The organism is Amycolatopsis sp. NPDC003861 (assembly GCF_053605405.1).
In genome coordinates this window covers 1-21,959 of sequence record NZ_JBSGJD010000074.1, presented here as the reverse complement: position 1 = coordinate 21,959, position 21,959 = coordinate 1, and the positions used below count along the sequence as shown (strand labels likewise).

At 68.1% G+C, this 21,959-nt stretch carries 30 protein-coding genes; 9 read left to right on the top strand and 21 right to left on the bottom strand.

All coding sequences use genetic code 11. The features are described from left to right. Positions 1–130: 130 nt before the first annotated feature. The 9 genes from ACWEVN_RS20010 to ACWEVN_RS19970 form a co-directional block, all read right to left on the bottom strand. Entirely contained in the window at positions 131–1,201 is a 1,071-nt protein-coding gene (locus tag ACWEVN_RS20010; protein ID WP_452052239.1) for a trypsin-like serine protease, read from the bottom strand. Positions 1,202–1,389: 188 nt separating this feature from the next. Then, complete coding sequence (locus ACWEVN_RS20005) at positions 1,390–1,815, bottom strand: hypothetical protein (RefSeq protein WP_452052238.1); 426 nt, start codon at positions 1,813–1,815, stop codon at positions 1,390–1,392. 100 nt (positions 1,816–1,915) lie between these two features. Beyond that, entirely contained in the window at positions 1,916–2,131 is a 216-nt protein-coding gene (locus ACWEVN_RS20000; protein WP_452052237.1) for a hypothetical protein, read from the bottom strand. A gap of 151 nt (positions 2,132–2,282) precedes the next feature. Beyond that, the gene (locus ACWEVN_RS19995) at positions 2,283–3,296 is read right to left on the bottom strand and encodes an SAM-dependent methyltransferase (RefSeq protein ID WP_452052236.1); all 1,014 of its coding nucleotides are present in this window, start codon (positions 3,294–3,296) and stop codon (positions 2,283–2,285) included. Continuing rightward, positions 3,293–3,757, bottom strand: a complete 465-nt coding sequence (locus ACWEVN_RS19990) for a hypothetical protein (RefSeq protein ID WP_452052235.1) — start codon at positions 3,755–3,757, stop codon at positions 3,293–3,295. The genes ACWEVN_RS19995 and ACWEVN_RS19990 overlap by 4 nt, the downstream gene beginning before the upstream one ends. 503 nt (positions 3,758–4,260) lie before the next feature. After that, positions 4,261–4,767 (bottom strand): hypothetical protein, encoded by a 507-nt coding sequence (locus ACWEVN_RS19985; RefSeq protein ID WP_452052234.1) that lies wholly within the window; start codon positions 4,765–4,767, stop codon positions 4,261–4,263. Then, the gene (locus ACWEVN_RS19980) at positions 4,760–5,170 is read right to left on the bottom strand and encodes a hypothetical protein (RefSeq protein ID WP_452052233.1); all 411 of its coding nucleotides are present in this window, start codon (positions 5,168–5,170) and stop codon (positions 4,760–4,762) included. The genes ACWEVN_RS19985 and ACWEVN_RS19980 overlap by 8 nt, the downstream gene beginning before the upstream one ends. After that, entirely contained in the window at positions 5,167–5,523 is a 357-nt protein-coding gene (locus tag ACWEVN_RS19975; protein ID WP_452052232.1) for a hypothetical protein, read from the bottom strand. Before ACWEVN_RS19975 ends, ACWEVN_RS19980 begins: the two co-directional genes overlap by 4 nt. Then, positions 5,520–5,711: a hypothetical protein gene (locus tag ACWEVN_RS19970; protein ID WP_452052231.1), complete on the bottom strand. Its 192-nt coding sequence runs from the start codon at positions 5,709–5,711 to the stop codon at positions 5,520–5,522. The genes ACWEVN_RS19975 and ACWEVN_RS19970 overlap by 4 nt, the downstream gene beginning before the upstream one ends. 594 nt (positions 5,712–6,305) lie before the next feature. Between ACWEVN_RS19970 and ACWEVN_RS19965 the strand changes: the two genes are divergently transcribed. The 5 genes from ACWEVN_RS19965 to ACWEVN_RS19945 all read left to right on the top strand — a co-directional run bounded on the left by ACWEVN_RS19965 (position 6,306) and on the right by ACWEVN_RS19945 (position 10,309). Beyond that, on the top strand, positions 6,306–7,607 hold the full coding sequence (locus ACWEVN_RS19965) for a helix-turn-helix transcriptional regulator (protein ID WP_452052230.1): 1,302 nt from the start codon (positions 6,306–6,308) through the stop codon (positions 7,605–7,607). 104 nt (positions 7,608–7,711) lie between these two features. Further along, entirely contained in the window at positions 7,712–8,275 is a 564-nt protein-coding gene (locus tag ACWEVN_RS19960) for a 2'-5' RNA ligase family protein (protein ID WP_452052229.1), read from the top strand. Between the two features lie 25 nt (positions 8,276–8,300). Further along, the gene (locus ACWEVN_RS19955) at positions 8,301–9,083 is read left to right on the top strand and encodes a DddA-like double-stranded DNA deaminase toxin (RefSeq protein WP_452052228.1); all 783 of its coding nucleotides are present in this window, start codon (positions 8,301–8,303) and stop codon (positions 9,081–9,083) included. Next, on the top strand, positions 9,080–9,490 hold the full coding sequence (locus tag ACWEVN_RS19950; RefSeq protein WP_452052227.1) for an Imm1 family immunity protein: 411 nt from the start codon (positions 9,080–9,082) through the stop codon (positions 9,488–9,490). The genes ACWEVN_RS19955 and ACWEVN_RS19950 overlap by 4 nt, the downstream gene beginning before the upstream one ends. A 414-nt stretch (positions 9,491–9,904) precedes the next feature. Next, complete coding sequence (locus tag ACWEVN_RS19945; RefSeq protein WP_452052226.1) at positions 9,905–10,309, top strand: Imm1 family immunity protein; 405 nt, start codon at positions 9,905–9,907, stop codon at positions 10,307–10,309. A 304-nt stretch (positions 10,310–10,613) separates the two neighbouring features. On the opposite strand, the gene ACWEVN_RS19940 is transcribed toward ACWEVN_RS19945, so the two are convergent. After that, entirely contained in the window at positions 10,614–11,441 is an 828-nt protein-coding gene (locus ACWEVN_RS19940; RefSeq protein ID WP_452052225.1) for a sigma-70 family RNA polymerase sigma factor, read from the bottom strand. Between the two features lie 153 nt (positions 11,442–11,594). Between ACWEVN_RS19940 and ACWEVN_RS19935 the strand changes: the two genes are divergently transcribed. Further along, complete coding sequence (locus tag ACWEVN_RS19935) at positions 11,595–12,362, top strand: GntR family transcriptional regulator (protein WP_452052224.1); 768 nt, start codon at positions 11,595–11,597, stop codon at positions 12,360–12,362. A gap of 151 nt (positions 12,363–12,513) precedes the next feature. Continuing rightward, entirely contained in the window at positions 12,514–12,729 is a 216-nt protein-coding gene (locus tag ACWEVN_RS19930; RefSeq protein WP_452052223.1) for a hypothetical protein, read from the top strand. On the opposite strand, the gene ACWEVN_RS19925 is transcribed toward ACWEVN_RS19930, so the two are convergent. The 5 genes from ACWEVN_RS19925 to ACWEVN_RS19905 all read right to left on the bottom strand — a co-directional run bounded on the left by ACWEVN_RS19925 (position 12,726) and on the right by ACWEVN_RS19905 (position 16,919). Further along, the gene (locus tag ACWEVN_RS19925) at positions 12,726–13,685 is read right to left on the bottom strand and encodes an IS481 family transposase (protein WP_452052222.1); all 960 of its coding nucleotides are present in this window, start codon (positions 13,683–13,685) and stop codon (positions 12,726–12,728) included. The genes ACWEVN_RS19930 and ACWEVN_RS19925 overlap by 4 nt on opposite strands. Positions 13,686–14,000: 315 nt before the next feature. After that, complete coding sequence (locus ACWEVN_RS19920; RefSeq protein ID WP_452052221.1) at positions 14,001–14,990, bottom strand: ABC transporter substrate-binding protein; 990 nt, start codon at positions 14,988–14,990, stop codon at positions 14,001–14,003. A gap of 41 nt (positions 14,991–15,031) precedes the next feature. Continuing rightward, positions 15,032–15,370 carry a hypothetical protein gene (locus ACWEVN_RS19915; protein WP_452052220.1) on the bottom strand — a complete coding sequence of 113 codons (339 nt, stop codon included), beginning with the start codon at positions 15,368–15,370 and terminating at the stop codon, positions 15,032–15,034. After that, positions 15,367–16,554, bottom strand: a complete 1,188-nt coding sequence (locus tag ACWEVN_RS19910; RefSeq protein WP_452052219.1) for an MFS transporter — start codon at positions 16,552–16,554, stop codon at positions 15,367–15,369. Before ACWEVN_RS19910 ends, ACWEVN_RS19915 begins: the two co-directional genes overlap by 4 nt. Continuing rightward, positions 16,551–16,919 (bottom strand): hypothetical protein, encoded by a 369-nt coding sequence (locus tag ACWEVN_RS19905; RefSeq protein ID WP_452052218.1) that lies wholly within the window; start codon positions 16,917–16,919, stop codon positions 16,551–16,553. Before ACWEVN_RS19905 ends, ACWEVN_RS19910 begins: the two co-directional genes overlap by 4 nt. A gap of 89 nt (positions 16,920–17,008) precedes the next feature. Here ACWEVN_RS19905 and ACWEVN_RS19900 point away from each other — a divergent pair, with 89 nt between their 5' ends. Beyond that, on the top strand, positions 17,009–17,269 hold the full coding sequence (locus ACWEVN_RS19900; protein ID WP_285458316.1) for a helix-turn-helix domain-containing protein: 261 nt from the start codon (positions 17,009–17,011) through the stop codon (positions 17,267–17,269). Positions 17,270–17,513: 244 nt separating this feature from the next. Then, positions 17,514–17,960 (top strand): HIT family protein, encoded by a 447-nt coding sequence (locus ACWEVN_RS19895; RefSeq protein ID WP_452052217.1) that lies wholly within the window; start codon positions 17,514–17,516, stop codon positions 17,958–17,960. A 13-nt stretch (positions 17,961–17,973) separates the two neighbouring features. Here ACWEVN_RS19895 and ACWEVN_RS19890 read toward each other — a convergent pair whose 3' ends face one another. From ACWEVN_RS19890 to ACWEVN_RS19865, 6 genes are all read right to left on the bottom strand, one after another. After that, entirely contained in the window at positions 17,974–18,678 is a 705-nt protein-coding gene (locus tag ACWEVN_RS19890) for an HAD family hydrolase (protein ID WP_452052216.1), read from the bottom strand. Beyond that, on the bottom strand, positions 18,665–19,246 hold the full coding sequence (locus tag ACWEVN_RS19885) for a histidine phosphatase family protein (protein ID WP_452052215.1): 582 nt from the start codon (positions 19,244–19,246) through the stop codon (positions 18,665–18,667). The genes ACWEVN_RS19890 and ACWEVN_RS19885 overlap by 14 nt, the downstream gene beginning before the upstream one ends. Beyond that, positions 19,243–20,199, bottom strand: coding sequence for a zinc-binding dehydrogenase (locus ACWEVN_RS19880; RefSeq protein ID WP_452052214.1), 957 nt, complete (start codon positions 20,197–20,199; stop codon positions 19,243–19,245). Before ACWEVN_RS19880 ends, ACWEVN_RS19885 begins: the two co-directional genes overlap by 4 nt. Positions 20,200–20,248: 49 nt before the next feature. Next, positions 20,249–20,845, bottom strand: coding sequence for an AAA family ATPase (locus tag ACWEVN_RS19875; protein WP_452052213.1), 597 nt, complete (start codon positions 20,843–20,845; stop codon positions 20,249–20,251). Then, entirely contained in the window at positions 20,758–21,552 is a 795-nt protein-coding gene (locus tag ACWEVN_RS19870; protein WP_452052212.1) for a nucleotidyltransferase family protein, read from the bottom strand. Before ACWEVN_RS19870 ends, ACWEVN_RS19875 begins: the two co-directional genes overlap by 88 nt. Further along, positions 21,549–21,959, bottom strand: a 411-nt coding sequence (locus tag ACWEVN_RS19865) for a hypothetical protein (protein WP_452052211.1), incomplete at its 5' end; no start/stop codon positions are given. The genes ACWEVN_RS19870 and ACWEVN_RS19865, both read right to left, overlap by 4 nt.

Here is a 21,959-nt window from a genome sequence, read left to right as displayed (position 1 = left end):
TGGTGAGTGGTGGCATGTCGGGGTGCTTTCGTGACTGGTCGGTCGATCCGCGGTGGCCGTACCTTCGGCGGACCGGTGCGGCCGCGGCATCGGATGGGCCGCGGCCACACCAGGGGTCGGTGTTTGTGGGTCAGCCGACGGGGGTGGCCAGGGCGGTGTGGGTGGTGGCGCTCGGGGCGCCAGGCAGCAACTGGCGGATCTGCTGCTTGATCCACCACCAGTAGGAACTGAGGTCGGTGTAGATGGCCGCGCTGCCGCAGAAATCGGCGATGGTGCGGGACGCTTCGCCCAGCAGGTACCAGTCGTCACCGTGACGCTGCAGCAGCCCGGAACCGGAGTCGCCGTCGCAGACGCCACCGCCGGTCGGCGGGACCCCGGCGCACAGCTCCCCGGCGCCGATGCCGCCCGGGGCGCACTTGCCCCCGCGCAGGAGCGGGACGTCGAGCTGGCTGAGCTCGGCCGGCGCCGGGCCGGTCCAGGCAGCGGGGTCGGTGGTGATCCCCCAGCCGATCGCCCGCGCGGCCCGCCACGGCCACGTGGGGGCGATGCGGGCGGGGCGGACGCCGTCGACGTGGCCGGTGACCCGGATGAGCGAGACGTCCCAGATCCTGCCTTCCTTGTCTGGCAGACCCAGGCCCAGTGTGGCGGGACCACGATCTTGCTGCCGGTGCGGACGACACCGCCCTGGAGGCGGTTGGTGGATCCGAACCGCGCGTGATAGATCGCAGGGTCGCCGCGGTCGATGTCCGGGTCGCGCAGGTCGGTGCGGAAGCTGGCGAAGATCTTCTTCGCTTCCGGACTCATCCGTGCTTGCTCGGCGGGGCTGGGCGTGTTGCTCAGGCAGTGGCTGGCCGTGGCCGCCACCGCAGCTGATTTGCCGGTCTCGTCGTAGCCCTGGGCGAGCAGGGTGACACCGCACGAGTGCCAGTCCGGGTCGCCGTGGTCGAGCAGCTGCAGAGATCCGGCGCCGGCATAGGCGACCGGGGCGGGGTCGCCGCCGACGATCCGCGGGGAGACCGAGGTGGTCGGCGGCGGCGCTGGGGTGTCGGCGGTGGCGGCAGAGACCCCGAACAGTGTGGGGAGCAGCGCCAGGGCTGCGACGACGGTCCTTCTGAAACGCACGAGGAAAAGTCCCTTTTTTACCGGGGAGTTCGGCGCAGCCGGATTGCAACGCCGACGTGTGGAGTGGGTGCCTGGCCATGCTCGGGAGGTGTGCGAGGTGAGACAATTCGCAGGCAAGGTGGTTCGAAATCCGTGCGAGGACGGAGGCCCAGGGCCGCCGACCGTCTGCGACAGCGGCCTGCAGATGGTCAAAGAGTCATACTTTTCTTTCCCCGGAGGTGTCGATTGATCGCAGCTGCCCTGCTGGGAGGCCGGTTCGTGGGGGTGTCACGTAGTCGTGGAGCTGGACGTGTGGTCGCGCTCTGCGGCGTATGGCGTGAGTTCGAGGCGGAGCCACAGCATGCGGTCGGCTGTGGTCGCCGGCCGAGCGCCGGTTCTGATCGCGTCACGGTGTTCGGCGATTGCCTGTGTCAGCGCCTGTACAGCTGTGGTCATGCGGTCGAGGGTGTCGTGCCGGTTGATGCGACGCACTCGGTCTTCCAGTTCGCTGCGGCGTGCGCGGGCGCAGCTGGCGAAGTGAACGGTCCGCGACTTCCACTCCCCGTACGCGGCGGCCGCCTGGCGGTACTCCGTGCGGGAGCCTTGGAAGGCGCGGAGGTCGGCTTTGCGTTGGATGAACGCGACTTCAACCCGTTTGAGCAGCTGTCCGAGTGCCCGATAGGTTTGGCGAAGACGATCGTCGCCGGTGGTCATCGCCTGCCACCGTGCCGGGTCCGGGCGGTTGATCTCCGCTCCTACTGCCTCGATGGCTGCGTGGTCGTCGTCGAGGGTGTACGGGAGTTGCATAGTGGGCTCAGCTCAATTGGATGCCGCAGGAGTCGTTGGCGCACCACGTGGTCCTGGTCTTCTCGTCGTACTCGGTCTGGCTGTGTTTGCACTTAGCCTGTTCACTGATGAGGATGTTTCCGCCTTTCTTGACCAGTTCGTCGTAGCTGATCTCGCCTTTCTCGTGCTGTTCCTCCAGTTTGGCGTACTTCTCGACGTCGGTGGCTCGACGGAACAGGGACATCAGAAGTCCTTTTTGTAGTAGTAGTTTCTGTTTGGGTAGGTGAGGTTCGGCGCGAACGGTGTCCTCGCGGTGTTAACCCCTGCGTTCGTGCGAGGACGGCGGCCCCGGATTCCCTGACCGCCCGCGACGTCGGGGCGGGACGGCCCGGAGGTCAGGTGTGTGTCGGCCGCCATGGGGGTTCGGGCAGGGTGTCGTCCGGTCCGGGTTTCTGGGTGAGGACCGCGGCGGTGAAGTTCCCGCATACCGGTGGGTTCGTGGGTGGTCCGTCGGGATACCAGGTGAACGCCGGGGCGATCCCGGGCGGCAACGGGTTCGTGCCGTGGATCATTGCCTCGATCTGGGCGCGCGTGGCGAGGCTGCCGGTGCCGGGTCCGTGGGACTGCAGGGCGTCCTCGAATTCGCGGGCTTGGGCGGCGAGGTCGGGGTGTTCGGGGAGGAACAGGTGCGTCATGGCCAGGAACGCGTCGACGGGCAGCCGGGCGAGGTGCTCCTGCACGACGTGGGCGACGTCGGCGCGGCTGCCGCCGTGAAACGACATCACCCCGCCCAGCAGCAGGGCCACGTGGTCGTAGTCGGGAGAGACCAGACCGGGGGCTTCGCTGTCGGTGTTGTAGAGGGTGTCCCACATTGCCGTGGGGTCCCAGGGATCGGCGTCGACGACATGGACACCGTTGTCCTCGTCGGCCAGTGTGCGCAGGTAGGCCAAGACCAGGGGATCGCGTTCTACGTAGATGACGATGGCGCGGCCAGCGTTCGGTCGGCGGTTGCGGTTGTTGGCCTCGCTGAGACGCACGAGCCGGTGCAAGTCGTGTTCGTCATCGATGTTGGGCAGCCCTGCGCCGGCGACCACGATGCTGGACACGCCTTGGCGGGCGGCGAGGTAGGCGGCTGCGCGGTCGAGGAACGCTCGCTCGGACCGGAACACGAATCCGGCGCCCGGTACTCGGGCCTCGAGCTTGAGTGCGGCGGCGCGTTCGTTGTCGTGGGCGAATTTGATGCACGGGGCGTCGAGGTTGTCGCTGTTTTTGGCTTCGCGGAAGGCGTCGAGGAGGAAGGCGAGGTTGATCCGGTTCGGGGAGTCCCCGCACGGCTTCGACCACCACGGGCCGCGCTCGGCGAGGGGCTGGTGACGTGGGGTGCGTTGTGTTGGTTTGGTGCGCGTCATCGGTGTACCGGTGCTTCGGTGGTCAGCAGGATGGTCAGGTGCGCGATGCTCAGGCGGCAGCTGTCTGCCATCGCCGCGAGGGTGTCGTGGTTCAGGCCGCGAATCGGTGATCCCCCGGCGTGGAGCATGTCTTGTGCCCACTGGGCGACGGGGCGGAGCGTCTCGTGCTGGGCGGCGGCCAGGGCGGTGAGGTTCACGACGAGGTCGGGGTCCCAGCCGATGCGGCGCTCAGCGCGTGCCAGCAGCGCTGAGGGCCGGAGCTGGTAGAGCCTGGCGGCTGTGCCGAGCTGGCGCAGGGACATTGAGCGGGTGGCTTTCTCCCACGTGATGAGGGTTCGCACCGTCGGCTGGCCATCGGACCACGCGGCGAGCGCAGGGCGGGACCAGCCGCGGTGTTCCCGTTGCTGCTGTAGTTCTGCGCCCACGGCGTGGGCTAGTTCGCCGGTATCGGTCGAGGTCATCGGGATCGTCCAAGGCCTGTTGCAGGGGGTGGATGGTGTGCGGGAAGTCGGGATCGCGAGTCGGCCAATGCCATATCCGCGTGGTAGGGGTGCGCGAGTCGAGGTAGTCGTGCAGTGGCCGCGGGCGGGCGGTGCTCCACCAGTAGGTCTGCGGACGGGCGCCGTCGGTCACGGGCATGGCTGCCCCGGACGCCTTGCCGCGTCCTCGGCGGTGCCGGCGGTCCGTTCGCTGCACGAAGGGTTCTCGCAGGTGACTGCAGCGGAGGTGTCGCGGTACTGCGGGTTGCGTGACTGTGCCGCCGCGATCACGTCGCGACGGGACTCGACTGATCCGCAGGCGGGTGCGCACACGCCGGTGGCGTCGAAAGTGGCGGCGTGGAGGGCGTGGATGCGTGGGTGGTTGGTGGAGGGAGATCGCAAGACGGTCGCGGTCGGCCGGCTGGATGTGGGCGCAGATCGCCCGTCATGTGGGTATTGCTGTTCGGCTTGTTTGCTCTCGGCGTTCACTGTGGTTCACCGCCCGGATGCCCGGCGCCGTCCTCGACATTGGTGACAGTGTCGTGGTCGGGGCCGAGCCGATTGATTTCGGCGATCGCTGTCGGGGACTCTCCGGCGGAGATGCAGTACAGCAGCGCGGCGGTCTGTGCGCAGTCCTCAGCGAGCGCTTCGACGTCCTGGGCCACTGAGTCCGCGTTCACCGGGTTTCCGGCTACCTGCTCGGCGAGTCGCAGCGTGGTTCGCAACTCCCGGACTGCTTCCGCCGCGACGGCGCGCGGGTCATCGACGGCTGGCTGCTCGCGACGGGCGTAGGCGTGCATGATGACCCGTGCTCCGACCCCGATCAGGTCGTGGCCGAGCTTGCGGTATGAGGTCCAGTCGTGCTGGTCGCGCTCGGCGTAGGCCAGTCGGATTAGCGCGTCGGTGTAGGCGTCGGTGATCAGGGCGAGCAGTGTGATCGGCGGTGTGCCTGGCTTGTCGAACACGGGTGGTCGCCGTTGGGCGTCAGTCATCGGTGTGTTCCAGCGGTCTGGTCGGTGGTTCGTCAGGATCAGGCGGCGTCTCGGCGTGCTCGTCGGGCGCCAGCCGGAGCGAAGCTGCGTGCATGGCGTCCACGAGACGTTGGTACATCGAGGCGGCGTGGGTTGCGGGGATGAGGTTCCGGTCTTCCCAGCCCTGCAGCCATGCGGTCATCCACGCCTGGGCGTACTTCAACGCGCGCGCCTCATCCGAGGTTGCACGGACCGCTTTCAGCGCACCGTCGATGGCTGCCGCGACCTCGTGAAGTCTCTGGCGAGCCTTCTGCTCGGAGTCCGGGTTGTGCCAGTCGATGTCGGGGAGTGCGACGAGCTCTCGTTGTGCACGGACGATGGCGAGCTGCCGTCGCGCGCGTCGCCGCGCCCACAGGGACCTCACGGTGTCCACATCCGCGGAGCCGAGCCGATCACGAGGCGGGGCGCGAGCGGGGAACTGGGGGCAGGCAGGTCAACCAGCTGGTGCAGGACGTCGAGGGCATCCCCGTCGCGTTCCCACACCTTCCCGCCGGCGTGGTCCACGCGGATGGCGGCGGCATCGCTCTCGCTTTTTACACGGAGCGCGTCAACGAAGCCGTCCACGTCCCACGTTAACGAGGCAGTGAACCGCTCGAGCAGCCCGTTGCTGTCAAATATGGGGAGGAAGTCCCATCGGCGTCGCAGCAGGGTCGTGAACGGCTCGATGGCTGGCTCCTCCCAGAGGAACGCGAACGGGCTCGCGATAGGCGTGGTCATTGGGCGTCACGTCCCGAGTTGTCGAGGTGCACCCCGCGCGGAGTGGTGTTCGGCCTACCTTTCACGGCTGCCTGCTGCTTTCGGCCGGTGGCCCATTGCTGGGCCAGCCCGCCTGCAAGAGCGATGGCGAACAGAGCGGTGAAAGTGATCGGCAGCAGCGTTGTCAGTGTTTCGAAGTTCACTGTCATCGTGAGCTCCTCACATTCATCGTGCAACTCGGCTGCTCCAACATCTGGCTCTGAAGAAAGTCGTTCTGCGCTAGTTGTCGAAGACTTGGCACTACGACGAACCGTGCATCAATGCGAACCAGTTCTGCAACGAGTTCGTCAAACGCCTTATGTGAGCCGCTGTGAAATTCAAAAGTGGACTGCGCGAAGTGGGGTCCCTTCGTCTCGGCGTAGTTCGTCACTCGACGCTCAAGTCGCTGCACTTTGTTGTCTGGTATGTCGGGCGGGACCCGCATATAGCCGTACGCCCGTGGCACCGGCACGGCCGCCGGTTCCGCTTGATCGAGTATCGCCGTCATGGTTCCTGCCTTGACGCTGGTCGTCCTAGGGGTGATCGGGGCGACCAGTGGCGGTACTGGCACGGCCAGGACCTGGTAGGCCATGAGCTGCGCTGTCGAGATTCAACGCAGCCACCGCCCCGAACACCGCAGATGACCTTGAACGGGGCGGCGGCTTCGCACCAGATAGCGGACCGTTAGCGAACCATAAGTGATCCATAAGCTGGTAGGCTTGACCTGCGAAAACTAGTCCGCGAGGTCAGGCGATGGAGTGACGATGGCGGGTAGACGGCACCGGCTCCAGCAGGTACGGAAGGCCGCAGGTTTCACGCAAGAGACCCTTGCCTTCGCCCTGGGTGTGTCGCCTCAGACTGTCCGAAACTGGGAGGTCGGGCGTTTCGATCCGCATCCTGAGCACTTCGCCGCCTTGGCGCTCCAGCTCAACGTCACATCGGACTACCTCGCGGAGCTGCTGTACGGCAGCCCGTACACCGAGGCGTCGGCGCCGAACCCGGGTATCGTTGCTTCCGCGACGTTGGTTCGGGTGCCAGGCGCGGAGCGTTACTCGGGAGGTCTGCTCATGAGTGCCGCCGATGAGTCGAGCGAAATTCTCCAATGGATTGAGCGTCAAGACGCGGGAGCCTTGACAATCGAGCAACTCCACGATGATCTCCGGAAGATCTCTGCGGAGTATTTGAAGGTCTCGACTGTTCCTTTGTTTCTCCGAGTAAAAGCCATCCGCGACCGTGCTCTTGAGTTGCTGAGCAGTGGTCACAGGTCGCCGTCTGCGAGTCGTGATTTATACAGTGCGGCAGGTTGGTCGCTTGCACTTCTTGGTTGGATGACGGTAGATCTTGGTGACCCTGAATTTGCAGAGAAGCATTTACGCGCCGCGTGGGCATGCGCGGAGCGTGCGGATGAAAAATCGCTGCGTGCATGGGTGCGTGCAACACAGCACACCGCTTGTTTCTGGCAAGAAGAGTATGAACGTGCAGCGGAATACGCCGAAAAGGGCTTGCAGTATGCGGAGTCAGACAGCGCAAAGCTTTTTCTTTCAAGTGCACATGCGTTAGACCTTGCTCGCGGCGGGCGCATTGAGTCCTCTCGTTTAGCCTTGCGTATTGCTGTAGAGGCGGCAGATGATGGGGCCGCCGACTTTGAAGGTACATCGGGCATGCTTGGACCGTTCCAATGCTCGCTTGGCCGCGCGGGCGGTTTTTGGTCGGATGCATACTTGGCGCAGAATGAAGCGGAAACCTCTCTTGGTTACTCGGCACGTGCACTAGCCGAATTTCAGCGGACTGCGAAAGATTCGCGAAACAGAGGCTCCGAACGAATGGTTCGATGTCAGGTGGTTAAATCACACCTTCTGCTGGGAAACTTCGACCTCGCGCTGGACGAGATGGAACAGATCTGGCTAACGTCCTCCCAGCACCGCGTCGGACCACTTGTGCAGCGTGTCGGCGAAATCGCAAAGTTGAGCCGTTCCATTGAGGATAGCTCGCCGGAGCTCGCTGACATTAGGAGCTTGTCGGCTGACTTCCGCCCCGACTCTGCACTTAAGCAGTTGTCCAACTGACCAATTCGGGAGAGCTGGCAATGTCGGTAAAATCAGGGCTGACGGTTGACCACTGGTGGTGGCGCCCAGGCTGGAAGTTGGGGCGCTCGTTCTACACGTGGCACGTGACCTTCGCTGAGTCCAATCCGGCCGTTGCACTTGCTAGCGATTTTGCTCCACTCATTGCGGAGATCCCGAGTATGGACGAAGTCGGCAGCGATGGCCTCCACATCACAGTCCAGGGAGTCGGATTCACGGACGAAGTTTCTCGCTCGGATCTCGAACAGATTAGTTCCGCCGCGAGCGCGAAACTGGCCGCTCATCCAGCGACGACGCTTACGGTTGGTCCGCCCTACGTCGATGAAGAAACCATACAACTAGGTACGCGAGACTCGGGCGCGCTTGTCGGCGTTCGATTGGCCATCCAAGATGCGATCTCCGACGTATGGGGCGTGGAGAAAACCCCGGAGCGAGGCCAAGCGTACACGCCGCACCTCACCGTTGCTTACTCGAACGGTGTTGCCCGTATCTCACAGCTCGAAGATCGGATGCGGGCGCTCGGGCTGTCTGATCGGGTGTACACGCTTCCCGTCCAGGCAGTGAGCCTGATCGAGCTGAACCGGGATCAGAAGCGATACGAGTGGCGGGAGCTTGCGCGCGTGCCGCTGACCGCTGCGGGCACGGAGTAAATAAGTTGTTCCTGCGGTCTTGCCCGTGAGCGACCTAGACGACGTCGCCAACGCTGTGAGCGCGGGTATCGCGGCCATCGACGCCGCCCGGCAGACGGCGCTACACGCGGCACAGGGCTTCGCCGACACGGTTGCCACCATGGCCCAGCAGACTGCCGGAAGTGCTATTGCCGACCTGCCGGGCGTGTACCGCCAGGCGGGGGCCGAGGTCGAGCGACAGGCGCAGGCCATCGGGGCGACCGCCGAAGGGCTCCGCAGGTATCTGGACCGCATCGGCAAGGGGCAGAGCCCGACCGAAGCACAGGGCAACCCCCATGGCCAGGGCAGACCGGACGGCGGCCGGCCTGGAGCGCACACCACAACGCCCGCGAGCACGGCACCCACCCCCGTGCCGGAGGCACGAGTAGCCGCACTTAGACGAGCACTTCCGCCGCCCGTTCAGCCACGAGACGGCACGAAAACGCACGGTCAGTGGGTCGCCGGATCGGGCAACGGCCCCACCGGACACATCAAGAGCGGGCGAGACGAAATGGAGACCGCCGCCGTCGAGTTCTTCAAGAGCCAGGGTGCGCGCCGGATGCCGAACACCACTGCCGACGTCGAAGTGAAGCTCGCCGTTCACATGAGCAACAACGGCGTAAAGCACGCGACAGTTGCCGTCAACAACCAGGTGTGCCAAGGGCCGTTCGGGTGCGACACGCTGTTACCTAAAATCCTGCCCGAGGGCAGCACGCTCACGGTGTACGGAACGATGCCGGACGGGCAGCCGACCGGTTCGACCTACTTAGGCAGGCGGAAGACTTCATGATCGAAGTTTGGTACGAGCGCGACGCAGGTGCGACCAGGGTCACTACCCCGGCCGAACTTGACCGAGTCCTGGACGCCGTGGCCGCCACGGACGGGCCGACTCTCGCCGAGCTGTACACCGACGGAGACCCGGACAAGTCTTGGCTGGAAGTGGGCTTGCACGGCGACCGCGCGAGCCTGCGCTACGTGGGCGACGACGCGCCGAACGGGGCGTGCTCGAAAGGCGGCACGTTCGCATCTGTGCACGGCGAGGAGGTCGTCTACTACTACATGAACAACCCCCGGGAGTACCCGGCGGATGCCGAGATCCCCGTAGAGCTGGCTAGGAAGGCCGCTCACGAGTTCCTGGCGTCGGGCGGTGCTCGCCCCTCTGTGGTGGCCTGGACGGAGCAAGACGGCCCACTCTGACAGCCACTCGGGTGGCCCGGCGGGTCGGTGCAGTTGCTCCCAGCTGCGTCGGTGCTCGCCGTCACCCCGGTGCTGTGGTTCCCGGATTGGCCGGTCGCCGCCAGCGCCGCCGCTGCAACCGCACCGCTCGCGCCCGCAGTGGTCTTCTTCCGCCGACCGCGTCGTCATTTGCTCCGCCGCACCGGAACTCTGACTGTGCGCCGTGGCGATCAGGTCTGGCAGTGAGAAGTTGGAGCCTGGCTCCAGGCGCCTCCTGAGGGCTCAACGTGAACCCGGATCTCGGTGTTACGGGCAACGCGGATACGGGTTTGACTGCCAATTTCGACTGCTGGGATTGGTGCTTCCGCCGAGCAGCACACTGACGGTATACGGGACTGACGGCTTCAAGAAGGTCTGCAAGGGAGGCACCACACCGTGGTGGAGATAGAAGCCTGGTACGACCCGGGCGAGGCCGAGCCGCTGCCGTTGCGTAAGCCTTCCCAGGTGGATGAGTTGGTGAACCGCATGGTTTCCGAGTCGACCGACGGCGAGCTCGGCGTGATAGCTGAGGTCGCTCGCCGCGGCGAGCGACCGTTGGGCGATTCTGGGATCGGCGTGCGTTCGGTGCGTGGGTTCGTTGGTTACGCGGGGCCGGACGGAAGCGTTATCGGCGCCAGCGGGGCGACGACACCGGAACCGGTGGTCTACGACTATCAAAATCACGATCGGGAAATCCTGAGCGCCGCCGAAGTGTCTCTGGCGGCAGTTCGCCAGGCCTTGCACGACTTCGTGGCCTCGGACGGCGCCCGGCGCAATGGTCTGACCTGGCAGACTCTGTGACCGGCCCGCCTCGGCGCGGGTAGCCGCACCGACGAGGACCGCACCCGGCGGCGAAAGCGGACCAGCGCAAACCTCCGTGGATTCGGCTCGACAAGCCCGCACGCGTCACTGGCCATGACCTTCTCGTTTCCCTTGCGGGAGCGCGGATGCGGACCTTGCTTACCGCGCGCCCTATTCCGCGGTTGCGTGGTTACGTGTCCAGGAAGTAGGCAGTCTTCGGCACGGGACACGCAGTGGTCGAGACACGTCAAGTGTGGAGGCAAGGTAGGTCGGCTGGGCCTTCTGTCGCCACAGGAGGCCCACGTCATGCGCGGAGTTCGTGGCGAAGTTCGGTGGCGACGGCGCGGCAGCGGCGGCAGTTGGCAAGGTGGTCGTCGACCTGGGCGGTCTCGCGGTTGTTGAGCGCTCCGCGGGTCCATGCGCCGAGCCTCTCGACCGCCAGCCGGCACGCGTCGGCGCGTCGGGTGTCTTCGGTGACGTGTGCCTGGAGGTACGCCTGGCGCAGACCTTCGCGGGCCCGGTACGCCAAGGCGGAGACCGCGTTGGGTGAGAGGTGCATGCCCGCCGCGACTGACGCCGCCGTCAGTCCCCGGATTTCGGTGCGCCACAGTACTTCCTGCCAGCGGCAGGGCAGGCGGGCGAAGGCGAGTGCGGCCAGGGTGTGCTCGAGGCGGGCTACGGCGGTGTCCTGGAACGGTTGGGCGATCACCTGGGGAACGTCCGCGTCGATCGCGGTCGCCTCGACGCTGTCGGTGAGCACGAGCCTGCGGGCGCGGCGGGTTTCGGTGTAGGCGATGTGCCGCAGCGTCGTGAACAGGTAGGCGCGGAACGAGCGAGTGGGTCCGCCGCCGCCGTGAATGATCTTGAGAGTCTTCGCGAACGCCTCGGCGACTAGGTCGTCGGCTTCCAGGCTGGATGTGGTCAGCTGGCGGGCCTGGGCCCGCGCGGCGGCGTGATGGCGCTCGAACAGCACGCCGTAGTCCTCGGTGATGCCGGCGCGGACACGGGTGAGAAGTTCGGCGTCGACGAGTTTCGCGGCGGGGCGGTACCGGAAGGGAGAGCGGGATCCGGGACGGTGCTGCTGGATCGGGGCTTCGGCTGAGGTATCGGCGGTCAATATGGCGCTGGACACGGCTGACTCCCCTGTGGCGTGGTAGAAGACATGACTGCGCGGATCCGTCCGGGCGAACACCCAGAGTTAGTACTAGTACTTTGAGGATTGCATGCCTCTAGCTGCGACGCAATAGTCCTAGTACAATTGAGGCTTGCGAAAGGGGCGGTACGGGTGGCCGAGACGCCGGCATACACGGCGATCGCGCAGGAGTTGCGCAACGGCATCGTCGACGGCACGTACCCGCCCGGGAGCACGCTGCCGACCTTGACTGACCTCACCCAGCGTTACGGGGTGTCGAAGCAGACGGTGCAGAACGCCATTCGGCTGCTGGCTGAGGAGGGCTTGGTCGAGCCGGTACGTCGTCGCGGCACGGTCGTGCTGGCGGCGCCGGCGCGGGAGCTGATCGTGCGTGAGCGCAGGGTCTTCCGTGACGAGCGCGGCTACTTCTTCGACCTGACGGCGCAGAGCTGGGTCGCGGTCGAGAAGCCGATTGTGCGGTCCGCGCTGCCGCCGACCGATCTCGCCGGCCTGCTGGAGGCCGAGCCCGGGCAGGCTGTCGTCGTCCGCGATCGGGTGATGGGCGATGCCGAGACGGGCGAGGTCCACCACGTGTCCCTTAGCTACTTGCCGCCGTGGCTGGTCGACGAGCTTCCCGTTCTCGGCGTCGCTGACACTGGTCCAGGTGGGATTTACGACCGAATGGAAGATCACGGTCTCGGCCCCCTGGCGTGGGAGGAGCGTCTCGGGGCACGTCCACCCTCGGCGCGCGAGCGCGCTTTGTGGACGCTGGCGCCCGGTACGCCGGTGCTGCGGCTGCTGCGGATCGCGCGCAGTGACGCGGGGCGGGTGTGCGAGGTCAACGAGATGGTGTTGCGTGCCGACCGATACGAGATCGGCTATCCGCTGCAGCGTGCGACGACCAAGCGTCCCCGCCGCTGACCCCTCGGCAGTCGCGCCTCTGCTCAGACAACACCTGCGCGGCGCAGGACAAGTCGCTCCGCTGGCGACTGGCTGATCAAGGGTGTTGCCCCGAGAGGGTGATAAACGAACCCGGGCGCGCATTGGGGCGCCCCGGATCGTCTTGTTGGGTATGACCGTGTTTCGAATCCGCCCCGAACACCGCGAGCCGGAGTTCGGCGACCTTGAATCGCGCCTGAGGGACCTGCGGGACGCGATGTTGCGGGCGTCGCGCGCGCGGCACGACGAGGCGGCGCAGAGGATCTTCTTGGAGACTCTGTTCGCCGACGCGGGGGTCTCGCCCGCCTGCTTCACGGCGGTTGTCGAGGTTCGTGACGTGCCGGGCTAGGTGTATTGACCCGTGAGGTTGGGGACGCGGCTGACCGGTGGGTGGCCTGCGAGTGCGGTGTGGCCGCGGTGGTCATTGTAGGTGTGTAGCCAGCCGGGTAACGCTTGTCGGCGTTCGGTGTCGGTGCGGTAGAGCTGGGCGTAGGCCCATTCCTCGAGCAGGGTGCGGTTGAACCGTTCCACTTTTCCGTTGGTTTGCGGCCGGTAGGGGCGGGTGCGTTTCGGGGTGATACCGGCGGTGGTGAGGGTCTCGCGCCAGAGGCGTGAGCGGTAGCAGGAGCCGTTGTCGGTCAGCACCCGGGCAACGGTGATGCCGTAGCCGGCGAAGAACGCTTGCGCCCGGACCCAGAACGCCACCGCGGTCTCCTGGGTCTCGTCGGCGTGGATTTCGGTGTAGGCCAGCCTGCTGTGATCGTCGACGGCGTTGTGCAGGTAGGCGTAGCCGTGGCCACGGTTGCCGCTGTTGCGGCGTCCGGCGGCCCGGCCGAGAGCCCGGTGGCCGCCGCCGTCGGGAATGTTGCCCAGCTTCTTGATGTCCACGTGCACCAGGTCACCGGGTGCGGGGTGTTCGTAGCGGCGGATCGGAGCTGAGGTGGCCCGGTCCAGATGGGTGAGCCGAGGTAGCCGGTAGCGGGTCAGGATCCGGTGCACCGTGGAGGGGTTCAGCCTGAGCAGGTAGGCGATGCGGGCCGGTCCCCAGCGGCGCAGGACCCGGACTTTGATGACCCGCCGCTCGGTCCGGGTGGGATTCTGGTTCGGGCTGGTGCGGGGCCGGCTGGACCGGTCGGCCATGCCGGCGTCACCGTGGTCGCGGTAACGGCAGGCCCACCGGGCGGCGGTGGAGACCGAGACCTGGAACCGTTCCGCAGCTCGTCGCAGTGGCCAGCCGTCCTCGACGATGCAGCGGGCCAGGCGGAGTCTGCCGGTCGGGGTCAGGGGTGCGTTAGCGTGGGTCACGAGGGCCTCCGTTGCTCGGCGTAGATGTCGCAATCCACACCGAACCCGGAGGCCCTCCCTCACGCCAAGATCATCTGATCACGTGTCACCACGATCGCAACCTCCCCGGGCAGTACAGCTAGGACGTCGGTAGATCACGTCCGCCGAGCGTCGAGTGTTGGCCAGGCGGGACACAGAATCGTGGCGCTACCCGTACCCGAAACGGTCCCTGACGAGCCGCATCCAGGACGGATACGGTCGGTGATCCGGCGCTGGTCAGGGAGACAAGAACGACCCACGACGGGGATGGCGTCGTGGGCCGTGACCTGATGGCGATCAGCTGGTGATCTGGGGAACGATCATGCGGCTGGCGTCGATGGTGGACGGGATGATGCCGAGATCGTGCAGGGTGTCGGGCACCCGCTGCAGGCGGCGTGCGTCAAGCTGCGCGCCGTAGCCAGGCAGCTCCATCAGTTTCGCGGTGGTCTCGGTGACCTTGGCGTACTTGACGACCAGGCGTTCGAGCAGGCTGCGGTCGTCACGGACGGCGGAGGTCCCCCGGATCAGTGCGCGCTGGAACGCCGCGATGGTCTTGGGGTTGGCCTGCGCCCACGCGGCGGTGGTGGCGTAGCCGGTGAGCGGGAAGTCCAGGGTAGAGCCGCTGCCGATGTCGACGATCGGGATGGCGCCAGCCTTCTGGGCGGCGTCGGTGACGAACGGCTCCGCCACGTACGCGGCGTCGACCTGGCCCTGCTGCAGCGCGGCGGCCATGTTCGGCAGCGGCACCGGCACCCACGTGACCGTGGACCTGTCGAGGCCGCGGTCGCGCATCACCGACTGGGCCAGGACATCCGAGGCCGCGTTCTTGCTGGTGATCCCGATCCGCTTACCGGGCAGGTCTTCGACGTGCTTCACCGGCGAGGTGGGGACGGTGACGATCTTGTTGCTCTTCGGGGCGGCCGTGGTGGCGTCGGCGACCAGCCGGAAGTCGGCTCCGCCCGCGGACTGAGCGACGAACAGCAACGTCCAAGTGGTCAGAGCGATGTTGGCTTCGCCGGCGATGACCTTCGTCATCGTCTTGGCTCCGGAGTCCGCGACGTCGATCTTGACGTTGAGGCCTTCGGCGGTGAAGTAGCCGGCGTCCTGGGCGGCCCAGAGCGGGGCGAGGTCGACCGTGCTGATGATCGACACCGTGAGCCCGGAGGTTTCCAGCTGGCTGCCCGCGACGGCGGCGGGCTGGTCCCCGCCGAGTGCGCCGCAGCTGGAGGTCAGGGCCAGCGCGGCTGCGACGGCCGTGGTGAGGGCGGTGCGTTTCGCGGTGCGCACGCGTGTGCTCCTTCGAGGGTGGGTGGGGACGAACCGGGTGTTCAGGCATTGCTGCGCGACCGGCTGCTGAAGCCCGCGCGGAAGGCGTCGTCGGTGACGACGAGCAGGCGCGGACCGGCGTGGAGGATCCAGTCCCCGGCGCCGAGCGTCAGGTCGGGCCCGGGCCGGCGGGGCTGGCGGATCGTCGCGGTGTCGTTGTCGACGGCGATCGCGGTTCCGGCGCTGAGGACGGCTTGCGCGGTGAGCTGCTCGACCCAGCCGCGGATGACGTCGTCTAACGTCTCGGGATCGGCGTTGCGGACGGCTTCGACCATCTGCCCGACCTTGAGGTCGTGGGCGTCGCCCGCGCGGAGGACCCAGTAGAGCTTGATCACGGTCATCGGGGGACCTCCGGTGAGGTCGGGGCGGCGCGGACGTCGCCGATGGTGGTTCCGGTGAGGGCCTGGCCGACGAGGGCGACGACGAGCGAGAACAGGGGCCAGGTCCAGGTGCCGGTGGCGGTTTCGAGCAGGCCGATGCCGAGGGCCAGGACGCCGGCGAGGGTGTAGCCGAGGCCTTGGACGACCGACGACAGCGCGGCGGTGGTGTCCGGGTCGCCTGCGGTGCGGTGGTTGAGGTCGACCAGTGCGAGCGCGAGGGCGCCGAGGCCGATGCCGAGCAGCCCGGTCCAGAGCCAGGTGACGGTGGCGGGGCTGATCAGCAGGCCGGTGACGCCGGCGATGCTGGCTCCGGCGAATCCCACGGCGAGCGGGGTGTGCCGGACGCGGCGGGCGAGGTACGGGACCGCGAGGGACACCGGGACGCCCAGCACCATGACCGCGGCGAAGTGGTGTCCGGCCTCGGCTTGGGTAAGGCCGGCGGCGTGCAGTATCGCTGGAAGTCTTCCCATCAGCAGGAATGTCACCGCCGACAGAAGTCCGAAGTGGACAGTCAGGGTGGCGATGGTGCCGCGTGGGGTGAGCGTCCTCGGGCTGACGCGCACCGCTGGGGCGGCCCCGGCCGGGGCCACGAGGTGGCGGCTGCTGCCCTGCCAGACGAGAAGGCCGATCGCGGCGAGCAGTGACCAGCAGCCGAGCCCGATCTGCCACGCCACCCCGGTCGGCGTGAGCAGCGCGCCGACCGCGGATCCGGCGCCGAGGCAGGCGGTGTAGCAGGCCGCGGAGCCGGGGGTCGCGGTGTGGACGATGACCGGCAGCAGCGCGCCGAGGACCGCGATCGCCAGGCACGCCGCGGTGGTGCCGACGAGGATCGTGACGTCGCCGGGCAGGGTCCGGGCGATCAGCGAGACGGCGAGGACGCCGAGCGCGCTGGACACCACGGCGCGGATCCCGAACCGGGCCCGCAGCCGCCACGCCGTCACTCCACCGACCGCGAACGCCCAGGTCGGCAGCGCGACCAGCGTGGCGGCCAGGGGTGGCGACAGGCCGGCCGCGGTCTCGATGCGGGTCAGCAGCGCTCCCATGCTGGTGACCGCGGGCCTCAGGTTGAGCGCGAGGACGGCGACCGTGACGCCGGCGGCGACCGGGCTGAAGATCGCGGCGCGCGGGACGTGAGCGGTGGTCACGCCACACCGCCCGGGTCGTCCACCAGCAGGTTGGCCAGCCGTGTCCGGGTCGGGCACGGCACGGGCCTGGCGCACTCGCGGCACCAGCCACCCATCGGCGAGTGAGCGTTCCATTCGGCGGAGAGGGCGTCGATGAGGGTTCGCAGGGTCCGAGGACCTTCGACAAGGAGGTCGACGAGGTCGCGCCCGTCGAGGACTGCGACAAGGCGACCGTGACCGATGAGGCGGACGCCGGGCCGCAGCTCGATGCCGGCGTGCGTGGAGTCCGTGGCCACGGCCAGCGGGCCGCGGCGCTCGGCCCGGGCGCTGAGGTCGCGCCAGTGACTCAGCAACGCGGGTGCGGTTGCAGGTGGTGAAGGCGTCACCTGATCGAATGTAGGTTATCTTCGACATTTTGTACAAGATATTCGACAAAGTCGGGGATGATCGTCTGCCCCGGTAAGGTCCCCGGGCGATGAACCAGCGCGACGACGGCCCGCCCGATCACAAGCTCGAGCAGCACCTCGCGGCGACGGGCCTACGTCTGCGTGCCGCCCGCCGACGAGCGGATCTGACCCAGACCGAGCTCGCCGCGCTCAGCGGGGTGGATCGAGGCAACATCAGCAGGGCGGAGCACGGGGGCAACATCTCCCTGGAGACCCTGTGGCGCCTCGCCATCGCGCTGAACCTGCACGCCGCTGATCTCCTGGATGACCGCCTGCCCGGCAACGCCTAGTTCGGCTGGTCGCCGACGGGGTGCAGTGTCTCGGCTGGCCCGTCAGCCAGCTCCTGCTGTAGTGAACGGTCCCAGCGTTCGCGACACTCACAGGAGGCGCCGACGGGCCCCTGCGGCGACGCATGAAGCCGGCCAACTGACGGTGGCGCAGCCGATCTCGGAGCACGTTTTGTCAGCGGGTTGACTGTGCGATGTGGAGTGGCCATCAGCGTGGTTCGCGGCTCGTGACGGCGACGGTTGCGGCATGTGCGCCGACCAAGGATCACCGGACACCGGTTTCGGTGTCCGGTACTTGGTCGGGCGAAACGCCGACGCTTACCTGCAACGATCAGGGCAAGTGCGCGGCTACAGCCACGTCATCTGGCGGGGCCGCCACGTCGCCGAGGTCACGCAGCTGAGCGCACCGGAGGCTGCGGGTTTCTGGCTGGACGTGGTGAACGCCGCGCGTGCCGTGCAGGCGGTATGCCGACCGGTGACGGTGAACATCTCGGTGCTGGGCAACGGATTACCGCATCTGCATGCGCACCTGATCCCGCGCTACGCGGACGGTGATCCCCGGCCTGGCCGGCCCCTGCCGCACCGGTATCTCGATCACGGTCGGCAGGATGAGGCGCTGCTGGCACGCTGTGCAGCGGACCTGGCGACGTTTCTGGCCGCGCGTCGCGACGGGGACGACGTCCCCGTCGCGTAAGCGCGTCAGACCGTCAGCGCGTCGTGGTCAGCATGCTGAGCAGCCGCGGGATGTGCTCGGCTCCGTCGACGCGCAAGCCGTCCCAGGCTGCGCGGTGGTGCGCCACCGCGGTGGGGCCGCCACGTACCGGGACGCCGACTGCGGTCATCCCGGCTCTCTGCGCGCCGGCGAGTTCGTCGCCGCCTCCGTCTCCGCAGTACACCACTGCCGTGGCCGGCATGCCGAGCCGGTCGAGGACGCGCTCGTACAGCACCGGGTCGGGTTTGACGGCGTGTTCCCGGCAGCTGAAGAGCGCTGGTAGCGGCGGTGCGCAGCGAGGCCAGGCGTCGGCGATGTCAGCCGAGGCATCCGAGAGCACCGCCACGACCACGCCGTTGTCGACCAGGCGGTCGAGCACGGCCAGGATCGCCCGATCCCAGCGCAGGCGTTGCCGCGCCCGGTGCCTGATCCGCCGCTCGGCGGCCACCAGATCCGGGGTGCGCGCGCCGCATTCCTTCGCCAGCCCTGCCGCGATCGCACTGACGGTGGCCCACTGGCCGAGGTGCCGTTCGCGCCACGACAGCCCGAGAGCGGCACGCACCGCGTCAGGGACTACGCCGAACGCGTCGGCGAGTTCAGTGGCTGCGTCGGCGCGGTCCCGGCGGGAGGGCGCGGCGACTAGCGTGCCGAACAGGTCGAAGACCACTGCCCGCACGGGTTCGCGCTCAGAGACGATCACGCAACGCCTCCAGGGCTTCGCGGGGGTGCTCCAGCACGGTCAGCGGTGGCGGGATCGGTTCGTCGAGTGGGTCGTGTCGGCGTCCGCGGAGGACGGATTCGACCAGGCGCCAGCAGGTGCTGTGGCCGACGGCGACCAGGGTGGTCTCCGGGGGCAGCGTGTCGTGCAGGTGCAGCAGTCGGCCGAAGATCCGTTTCTCGACGTCGAGGAGGGTTTCGCCGCCGGGTGGGCGGGCGCTGTAGTGGGTGTCGACGCACGCCCACGCGGGGTCGCGGGCCAGGTCGGCGAACGCGGTGAGGGTGTAGCTGCCGAAGTCGCGTTCGCGCAGGGCCGGGTCCTGGATCGGGCGCCGGCCGTGGGGGTGGGTGATGCGGTGGGCGGTGGTGAGGGCGCGGGGCTGGTCGCTGCTGTAGACGGCGAACGGCCCGGTGAGTGTCAGGGATTCGCCGAGGGCGGTGGCGTGGTGCAGGGATTCGGGCAGCAGGCGGGAGTCGGTGCGGCCCATGAGCAGCCCGGCGGCGTTGGCGTGGGTCTTTCCGTGCCGGATGAGCATCAGGCGGGCGGTCATGACCGGCTCCAATCGGCGGTGAGGGTGACCTTGAGCCGGTCAGCGGCGGGCCGGTCGTAGAGCTGGTAGGCCGAGGCGGCGTCGGTGATCGCGACGTGGTGGGTCAGCAGCAGGTCCAGGGTGTCGAGGTGGCGGCACAGGTAGGTCTCGGCCTGTCCGAACCAGTCCTGCCAGGTCGGGGTGATGCTGCCGATGAGGGTGTGGTTGCGGCGGAGCAGGGTCTCGAAAGGGATGACGTAGTCGGGTTCGTCGGGCACGCCCATCGCCAGGACGGTGCCGCTGTGCCCGGTCAGGGTGATCGCGTCGCGGAGGGTGTGCTGCTGGTGCCCGACCGTTTCCACGCAGATCTCGGCTGGCTCGGGGTCGCGGCGGGCCCAGGCTGCGGCGGTGTCGCGGACGTGGTGTGTGAGGCCGAACGCGGCGGTGATGGCGGGGTCGCGGTGGACGGGGTCGATGCCGGTGACTACGGCGCCGCGGTGGGACAGGACGTGGGCGGCCAGCAGTCCGATCGGCCCGAGCCCCAGCACCGTGACGCGGCGTCGGGCGAGGTCGGTGCCGAGTTTGGCGGCCGCGTACAGGACGGTGGCGATCGGCTGGATCAGCGTGGCCTGGGCGTCGGTGAGGTGATCGGCTGCCACTGCGTGGGTGGCAGCGAGCTCGGCGAGGTAGATCTCGGCCAGGCCCTGTTCCTGCACGGGCATCGCCAGGACGCGGCGGCCGGGCTGCATTCCGGTGGTTGGGTCGGCGTCGGCGACGTAGCCGACGCATTCGTGGATCGGGAACCCGGTGGTGCCGCTGCGGGGATCGGCGGTCGAGCGGACTTTCGGCATGTCACTCCCGCAGATCGCCGCGGCGACCAGCCGGACGCTGATCTGGCCGGTATCCGGTTGCGGAGCGGGTGCATCGGTTCGGTGGTCGAAGTCGAAGGGACCTTTCAGCTGCAGGGCATGCATGGTGGCGGCTCCTCACTCGTGACGAGGCCGCGGCGCCTGGGGGTGGTGCTCAGGCCGGCGGCGAGATGGGTGGATGTGTCGGGTGGTCGAGCAGGGCGGCCAGCTGCGCCGCGAGGTCGTCGAGGGACACCGCGGCCGGGTCGGTCGCATCGATAGTCAGGACCTCGCCGGGCACGTCTAGCGGCTCGTAGGCGCCGGCGAGCAGCTCGGCGGAGAATTCATCGAGGTTGTTCTGGTCGCCGTGCCCGGGATGGCGTTCGGCGGTGGCCGAGCGCGCGGCGAACCGCCTGAGCAGGGTCGGGCCGTCGGCGCTGAGCTGCACCTGGACGACGCGGGCGCCGGTGTCCTTCACCAGCCGCCGGAAGTCGTCGCTGGAGTGAGTCCGGCGGAAGTTCGATTCGGTCAGGCAGGACGTCCCGGCGCCGAGGATGTCGGTGAGCTGGGTGAACAGCACGGCGGCGGCAGCGGCTCCGAATCGCTTGGATTGCAGCCGGTCGTCGTAGCCCAGGGTGTCGAACAGGGCTTCCTTGATTGCGTCGCGCGACAGCAGCGGCAGCCTCAGCCGCGTGGCGAGTCCACGGGCGAGGGTGCTCTTGCCGACGGCGGGCGGACCGGAGATAGCGATGACGGTGGGAGTGCTGGGCACAGACTGGCCTTTCGGTCGGGGGTGATGATGAGGTCGGCCGGCGTCTCGACGTGCAGCCAGTCGCCGGGGACCGCGCAGAAACCTAGCGCCGCGTCCGCAACGAAGAAGCCGAGGGCGCGGGTGTGGCTGAGCCGCTGCGCGCGCATCAGCGCCAGGACCTCGGCGGTGAGCAGGTAGGTGTCGACCACTTCGTACTGGCCGGGGCGACGGTGGGTAGGTGTGTCGGCGGCGCGGTGCCAGGAGGTGACGGTGTCGTGGGTCGCGGTGAGGGTGTAGTGCCCGCTCGTGCGCCACTGCTGGCTCGCGGCCACGACGGGCCGGCCGCTGCGCTGATGCTCCTCGAGCATCCGGGGAATGAGGGTCTCGTAGTCGAGCAGGACGTTGCCCGCGACGATCAGCACCGGGTCGGGCAGGTCGCGTGCGGCCTGCCCGACACCCACCCAGCCGGCGCCGTGCTCGGCCACGGCCCGGATCCGCGGGTCGATCCGGGCACGCCACCGCCTGGCCAGGTTGGCGACCTGGTGGCCGTGGTGGCCGGTCAGCAACACGATCGGGACGTCGGGGCCGGGCACGGCAGGGCACAGCCGGGCGAGGACCAGCTGCAGCAGCGGGGCTCCCCACAACGGAGTCAGGCACTTCTGCCGGTCCCGCGACACCGCGCCCATCCGGGTGCCGGGTCCGCCGCACAGCACGATGACCGAGGTCATGACATCACCAGCGGGAGGACGGTGTCGGCGAACCGACGCAGGGCGAGCAGGTCGTTCGTGCACACGCTCAGGTAGCCGACACCGTTGTCGATCCGGCGGCGCAAGGCCTCAGCGGCCTCGGCGGGACTGCCGCCCAGGAGCCACCAATCGGCGTCCGGGTCGGCGGGCGCGGCCGTGGGCATGTCCCGGATCTGCAGGTGGAACACGGGTGCGGGCCATCCGGGCGGGCCGGCGTGGCGTACGAGGTCCATCTGAGCCGTGACGGACGCGGCGGTCGGACGGCCGGTCGCACGGTCCCACGTGGGCACGGTGAGCGCGACGACGTCGGCCGTCGCCGCGGCGAGACGCAGCATCCGCGGGCCGCCGGCGGCCACGACCATCGCCGGCGCCCGGCCACCGGGAGATCC

Excerpts from the sequence above, each read along its gene's own strand:
- ACWEVN_RS19880 (WP_452052214.1), bottom strand. The coding sequence starts at position 20,199 with ATGCATGCCCTGCAGCTGAAAGGTCCCTTCGACTTCGACCACCGAACC.
- ACWEVN_RS19970 (WP_452052231.1), bottom strand. The coding sequence starts at position 5,711 with ATGACAGTGAACTTCGAAACACTGACAACGCTGCTGCCGATCACTTTC.
- ACWEVN_RS19930 (WP_452052223.1), top strand. The coding sequence starts at position 12,514 with ATGACCGTGTTTCGAATCCGCCCCGAACACCGCGAGCCGGAGTTCGGC.
- ACWEVN_RS19915 (WP_452052220.1), bottom strand. The coding sequence starts at position 15,370 with ATGACCGTGATCAAGCTCTACTGGGTCCTCCGCGCGGGCGACGCCCAC.
- ACWEVN_RS19895 (WP_452052217.1), top strand. The coding sequence starts at position 17,514 with ATGTGCGCCGACCAAGGATCACCGGACACCGGTTTCGGTGTCCGGTAC.
- ACWEVN_RS19985 (WP_452052234.1), bottom strand. The coding sequence starts at position 4,767 with ATGACTGACGCCCAACGGCGACCACCCGTGTTCGACAAGCCAGGCACA.
- ACWEVN_RS19995 (WP_452052236.1), bottom strand. The coding sequence starts at position 3,296 with ATGACGCGCACCAAACCAACACAACGCACCCCACGTCACCAGCCCCTC.
- ACWEVN_RS19965 (WP_452052230.1), top strand. The coding sequence starts at position 6,306 with ATGGCGGGTAGACGGCACCGGCTCCAGCAGGTACGGAAGGCCGCAGGT.
- ACWEVN_RS19900 (WP_285458316.1), top strand. The coding sequence starts at position 17,009 with ATGAACCAGCGCGACGACGGCCCGCCCGATCACAAGCTCGAGCAGCAC.
- ACWEVN_RS20010 (WP_452052239.1), bottom strand. The coding sequence starts at position 1,201 with ATGGCCAGGCACCCACTCCACACGTCGGCGTTGCAATCCGGCTGCGCC.
- ACWEVN_RS19950 (WP_452052227.1), top strand. The coding sequence starts at position 9,080 with ATGATCGAAGTTTGGTACGAGCGCGACGCAGGTGCGACCAGGGTCACT.
- ACWEVN_RS19885 (WP_452052215.1), bottom strand. The coding sequence starts at position 19,246 with ATGACCGCCCGCCTGATGCTCATCCGGCACGGAAAGACCCACGCCAAC.
- ACWEVN_RS20000 (WP_452052237.1), bottom strand. The coding sequence starts at position 2,131 with ATGTCCCTGTTCCGTCGAGCCACCGACGTCGAGAAGTACGCCAAACTG.
- ACWEVN_RS19870 (WP_452052212.1), bottom strand. The coding sequence starts at position 21,552 with ATGACCTCGGTCATCGTGCTGTGCGGCGGACCCGGCACCCGGATGGGC.
- ACWEVN_RS19990 (WP_452052235.1), bottom strand. The coding sequence starts at position 3,757 with ATGACCTCGACCGATACCGGCGAACTAGCCCACGCCGTGGGCGCAGAA.
- ACWEVN_RS20005 (WP_452052238.1), bottom strand. The coding sequence starts at position 1,815 with ATGACCACCGGCGACGATCGTCTTCGCCAAACCTATCGGGCACTCGGA.
- ACWEVN_RS19975 (WP_452052232.1), bottom strand. The coding sequence starts at position 5,523 with ATGACCACGCCTATCGCGAGCCCGTTCGCGTTCCTCTGGGAGGAGCCA.